The sequence below is a fragment of the Moorena sp. SIO4E2 genome (assembly GCF_010671945.1).
In the GTDB taxonomy this organism is placed as follows: domain Bacteria; phylum Cyanobacteriota; class Cyanobacteriia; order Cyanobacteriales; family Coleofasciculaceae; genus Moorena; species Moorena producens.
The window spans coordinates 1-4676 of the sequence record NZ_JAAHIE010000540.1 but is presented as its reverse complement, the minus strand read 5'-3'; the positions used below and the strand labels follow the sequence as shown (position 1 = coordinate 4676).

General features: G+C 43.9%; 7 protein-coding genes. 4 read left to right on the top strand and 3 right to left on the bottom strand.

What is annotated here, in order from left to right:
* Positions 1-239 precede the first annotated feature (239 nt).
* The 3 genes from F6K37_RS32505 to F6K37_RS32495 all read right to left on the bottom strand — a co-directional run bounded on the left by F6K37_RS32505 (position 240) and on the right by F6K37_RS32495 (position 3110).
* On the bottom strand, positions 240-998 hold the full coding sequence (locus F6K37_RS32505; protein ID WP_287254763.1) for an inositol monophosphatase family protein: 759 nt from the start codon (positions 996-998) through the stop codon (positions 240-242).
* A 14-nt stretch (positions 999-1012) separates the two neighbouring features.
* Positions 1013-1771, bottom strand: coding sequence for an SDR family NAD(P)-dependent oxidoreductase (locus F6K37_RS32500; RefSeq protein ID WP_287254761.1), 759 nt, complete (start codon positions 1769-1771; stop codon positions 1013-1015).
* Positions 1772-1841: 70 nt separating this feature from the next.
* Positions 1842-3110, bottom strand: coding sequence for a pyridoxal-phosphate dependent enzyme (locus tag F6K37_RS32495; protein ID WP_287254759.1), 1269 nt, complete (start codon positions 3108-3110; stop codon positions 1842-1844).
* A 248-nt stretch (positions 3111-3358) separates the two neighbouring features.
* Here F6K37_RS32495 and F6K37_RS32490 point away from each other — a divergent pair, with 248 nt between their 5' ends.
* From F6K37_RS32490 to F6K37_RS44990, 4 genes are all read left to right on the top strand, one after another.
* The gene (locus tag F6K37_RS32490) at positions 3359-3490 is read left to right on the top strand and encodes a hypothetical protein (protein WP_287254758.1); all 132 of its coding nucleotides are present in this window, start codon (positions 3359-3361) and stop codon (positions 3488-3490) included.
* Complete coding sequence (locus tag F6K37_RS32485; RefSeq protein ID WP_287254756.1) at positions 3465-3773, top strand: transposase; 309 nt, start codon at positions 3465-3467, stop codon at positions 3771-3773. Before F6K37_RS32490 ends, F6K37_RS32485 begins: the two co-directional genes overlap by 26 nt.
* Before the next feature lie 92 nt (positions 3774-3865).
* Entirely contained in the window at positions 3866-4018 is a 153-nt protein-coding gene (locus tag F6K37_RS32480; RefSeq protein WP_287254755.1) for a hypothetical protein, read from the top strand.
* 183 nt (positions 4019-4201) lie between these two features.
* Positions 4202-4348, top strand: a complete 147-nt coding sequence (locus tag F6K37_RS44990; protein ID WP_353813177.1) for a MerR family DNA-binding transcriptional regulator — start codon at positions 4202-4204, stop codon at positions 4346-4348.
* Positions 4349-4676 lie beyond the last annotated feature (328 nt).

Below are 4676 nucleotides of genomic sequence, written 5' to 3'. Positions count from 1 at the left end.
ACCTCTAATTACGACCCTGACCCAGCCATGGCCTCCCGCAAACAACATCAGAAAAGGTACTATCGACTCGAATTTAAGGTAAAAACCTACGATTATGCTTTTCATTAAGTTTTGTCAGTCAACCAGGATCGTTACACTCTTGACGTATCAATCGTTTCAATCGCTATCGTCGCCCCCCCATGTCCGTCAGTCAGCTGAAAATCTGTAGAAATCCTGAACTCTTTCACCTGGCATTACAGCTAGGTTTGAGCGCAATTCAGAATCTGATAGCGCAGTTTTTGAGAAACTATTGGGGAGACTGCTAGAAAAATCGGAATGCGTTCTAAAGTTGGACGGTACTGTATTGTTTGATTGACACCTGAAAGACACTCAATTCCGACTTCACTGGCAATATGAGAAATGGAGCCAACATCGTAGAGCATCGTATTAGCGGCAAGAAAAGCTAATGCCTGACCCGTTAATACCCGCAAAAGGCTATAGGTTGCACAGCGATAGAAAGTCGGTGTGTAGGTGACCATTCTATTTTGAGCCCGGGGATAAGTTCGCGAACAAAAAATGATTTCTTTCTCTTCTGGGTCAGGCTTTGGGATGGGCATTTTTTCCCAGTTCCGGTAAACACCTTCTCCTGTAGCTGCATAAAAACTTTCACCAGAAGCCGGAAAGAGCACCAGAGATTCTAGAAATTCATTTCCTTTCATCAACCCAATAGCAATACTATACTCTTTCTTGCCTTCTAAGAAATTTGCAGTTCCATCAATCGGATCAATAACCCAAGTAAAATCAGATGTTTTTGAACTGTGTTGGGGTTCCCCTTCTTCATACAAAATCCGATGGTCCCGATAGTGCTCTGTAATCATTGTGATCAGTTCAGCTTGTACTGCGAGATCCACTGAACTGACCGGGGTTCCATCCGGTTTTGTCCAAGTTGTTGGGGAGTTCGTAACTAAGGGTAGCACTCGCTCCTCAACCTGGTTTTGTAAACTTTTGAGATAAGTCATTGCCAGAGATCCTATTAAATCATATATTCTCCACCATCAATGATAAATTTCTGGCCGTTGATATAAGCGGCTTCTTCCGAGATTATGAATGCTACCAACACAGCCACTTCGTCCGGTTTCCCCAAGCGATTGAGGGGAATATTTCGTTTTGAGAGTTCATAGTCTTCTTGAGTATCAAGCTGAAATCGTTCGATGGTTTCTCTCGTGCGAGTAAAACCCGGAATCACAGAATTGACCCGAATATCTGGTGCTAGTTCTTTTGCCAAACAGCGCGTCATTACCAGCAACCCTGCTTTGGATGAACAGTAGTTTACGCCATTTTTTCGACCTGATATGGCGGTAGTTGCTCCAATATTGATAATATTGCCTTGCAAATGTTTAGCCTTCATCAGTCGAGCAACGGCACGAGAGACTAGAAAAGCACCCTTAAGATTGGTATCAATCACCCGATCCCATTCTTCCTCGGTCATTTCTAGGAAGGGTTTGTCAATGTTCATTCCGGCGTTATTAATTAAGACATCCACGCCACCGTAAGCCGCATCAACTTGTTGAACCATCGATTCGACTTCTTGGGAGTTGGAAATATCGGCACGAACGAGCATAGCTGTTCCTGACAGGGCTTTAATGTCTGCTACTGTTGCTTCAGCACTTTGAGTATCGCTTAAATAGTTAACAGCGACGTTATAGCCGAGGGATGCTAACTTTTTGGAAATAGCACTTCCAATTCCCTTACCACCTCCGGTCACTAGGGCTGTTTTCTTGTTAATTTCCATGTGATTCCAATCAAGTAGCCAGTAGAACGTAAAGTTCTACCGACTTCTGTTTAATCTTTAGAGGTTATCTTTAGAGGGCATCGAGTTTTTGCTTCAACTCTACGGGATCATCAGTGCGAGGACTGACCCAGCTATCGGGTTCGTATAACTCGGTTGATTGATCTTTACCGCGTCCGCAAGAGAGCATAGCAATTGTCTGGTCTTTCTGGAATTGACCTTTTTCTGCCAATTGAATCAGACCAGCAAACCCAATTAAATTAGACAATTCTAAATCGGTTCTCAAAGTGAGTCCCCGGTTTTGGAAAGCGTCTACCAAAGGTTGGGCTTTTTCTTTGACGTAGTCTGGATCAACATGGGTAATAATGCCGTTGGATTCTTGCAGACATTTGTAAAGTTCGGGATAATTTTTGACCGGATTGGTGGAATTGAGCGTTGGCTCAAATAAATGCTCGGCGAATGTTTTCGGCAAATCATCTTCAGTGAGGGTGGTTCGTCCGCTACTGTAGGCACGAGACATCACACTCATTTCCTCAGATTGGATGCAGATAATCCGGGGAATGTCTTCTGGGCGTTCTAAACCAAACTTAACCAGATTCTTATGCCCTCGGAGGTAGCCAATTGGCCCCATACCACTGGCAATAGTCTGTACGAAAAAGTCATATTTGGGCAATTTGCGAAATAGCTCGTAGGCGACTGTGGCATAAGGCTCTGTGCGATCATGCAGAGGGGCGATCGCATTTAAACCATTTTCCTTCGCAAACCGCTTGGCATAGGGACTAATTTGGGGGTAGTAGTCATCCACGTAGATGATGTAGTTGTTCTTGTTCTTCTTAATATGCTTGGTATTTTTGTAGTGACATTTTCCCGGCATAAAGAAGTAGGTTGTCAGTCCTAAATGAGCCGCGTAATGAGTATAGGTTCTTCCTGTATTGCCGGTAGAATAAAATACCAGGTTATCCAATCCCAGTTCTTTGCAGCGGCTGATGATTAGAGAGGCTTCCCGGTCTTTAAACGTACCTGTGGGGTTTTTCTCACTATCCATGAGTATATAAAGCTTTGCTCCATTGAGCAAGGGGCTAAGTTCTTCAAACTCTATTAACTCGCTAGCTCCCTCTCCAAGCGTGACGATATTGCTCCTATCCTGTAGAGGCAACAAGTCAAAATCCTGCCAAATACTGTCGTACTCAGAGTAGATGCTACCGTTATATGACCCTTCAAAGACGTACTCTAGTCGGCTACCACTTTGTTTACCAGCAGCGACCATCTCATCGAGTCCGTATTCTTCGTTGTAATCAGGGTTCAGTCCTCGTTGGAAAGCTCTAAGCTCGTTACCTACCATAGCTTATGTAACCATTGATACTTCAAACGCCTTTTTGATTATATATCCTGTGTAACTCAGAGCTTGTAAAAAAAAAATTGATATAAAGATAACTTATGAAGTCGTTATCTGGCAAGGATCTTCATAAGTTATCTTTAAGAATTGACCCGAGAAGCTACAACAGCGTACAACTTGCCGAAAAACTCTGTCGGAAACGGCAAGTTGACCAAAGTCGCTGAGTATCTACGTCAGATCCTCAAAAAAAGGGGGTGATTTGGAAACGGATGCGAGTGAGTCATCAAAAACGGCAAGATCCACATCAGCGGCTGGCTAAGAAAAACGACCTCGAAATGCTTGAACTAGCGGCTGCTGCCGATGAGCTTGACTTGCAAAACCCTTGACGAATCGGGATGCTGTTTGTGGAGTGCCGTCAGCTATAGCTATTACTTTAAAGGAGAGCAGAAGCGGCAAGAACAGACGAAAAAACGAGGCAAACGATTAAGTGTGTTGGGTTTGTGGCAACCGTTGGTGAAATTTATATGCAGTTTCGTGTTGGGGAGTTGGAAAAGTGAAGACTTTATCAAACTGATGGAGCAACAAGCCCAAGTTGCTGGTGAAATTTACCAACGTACGGGTCGAATCCGTGTTATCATCCTCGTGCTTCGGCTCGATTCATACCAGTAAAGCTGTAAAGCAGAAACTTCCCCAATGGCAAGCGATGGGACTTTATTTGTTCTTTTTGCCACCTTACTGTTCCGTTCCGGAACCCCATTGAGTTGGAGTGGGAGCATCTTAAGCGGGATCAATTGGTCGCTCAGATGTTTGAATCGGAGTCGGAATTAGCTTACCAGGTGAGTGTAGGACTTGAGGCTCGAGGAGAGCGCAATGGACATAAGGTTGAATATGTCAACCTGCGAGGTATGAAATAATCCTTTACAAACATCTCTTTTTTTCCCTGGGACTACTTAATAGATAGTTAAGTTGAGGTGATTGACTGCCTTATTACTTAGCTAAGTAATAGCTTTACTACCAAAGCTATACCAAAAACCAGTAAACCCCCAAGCTGTTTGATACTTGGGGGTTTACTGGTTTTTGGTCAACAACCCAAAGGGGTGATAACCAAAAATGAGGTGGCCAAGGCTCTGGGAGTAACCACTAGGACATTGAGGAACTGGGAGGCGGCAGGCAAAATAAAGGCGACCAAGAACAAGAAGGGCAGGAAAATCTATGATCTTGATTCGGTGGTTTACGAGGATTGATTGGAGTTGCTTTCCGGAAAGCAATAAGGGAATTCTACACGAGAGTTGACTGGTTATGATTCAGATATGGTCAATGATACAGCCAAAATTACTCCTATAAACTCTTTCACACTTTCCGGAAAGCAGTCTAAGAGTGGAGATAGGCAAATAAGGCGATCGCCCACCTAACAACCTCATCTGCACACTAAACACAGAGGTGCCCTAGGGCGTGTCATCAAATAGGTGTCAATCCAGTTTAAAATAGATAAATTCTTGGCGAGTTGAGTAATTTCAGGAGTGGTACAATGACGCGCCGCTATGCTTTGCGGAATGACCAGTGGGAACGCAT

What these genes read in the sequence shown, in the direction of transcription:
- F6K37_RS32495 (WP_287254759.1), bottom strand. Translation starts at nt 3,110, where the DNA reads ATGGTAGGTAACGAGCTTAGAGCTTTCCAACGAGGACTGAACCCTGAT.
- F6K37_RS32500 (WP_287254761.1), bottom strand. Translation starts at nt 1,771, where the DNA reads ATGGAAATTAACAAGAAAACAGCCCTAGTGACCGGAGGTGGTAAGGGA.
- F6K37_RS32485 (WP_287254756.1), top strand. Translation starts at nt 3,465, where the DNA reads ATGAGCTTGACTTGCAAAACCCTTGACGAATCGGGATGCTGTTTGTGG.
- F6K37_RS32505 (WP_287254763.1), bottom strand. Translation starts at nt 998, where the DNA reads ATGACTTATCTCAAAAGTTTACAAAACCAGGTTGAGGAGCGAGTGCTA.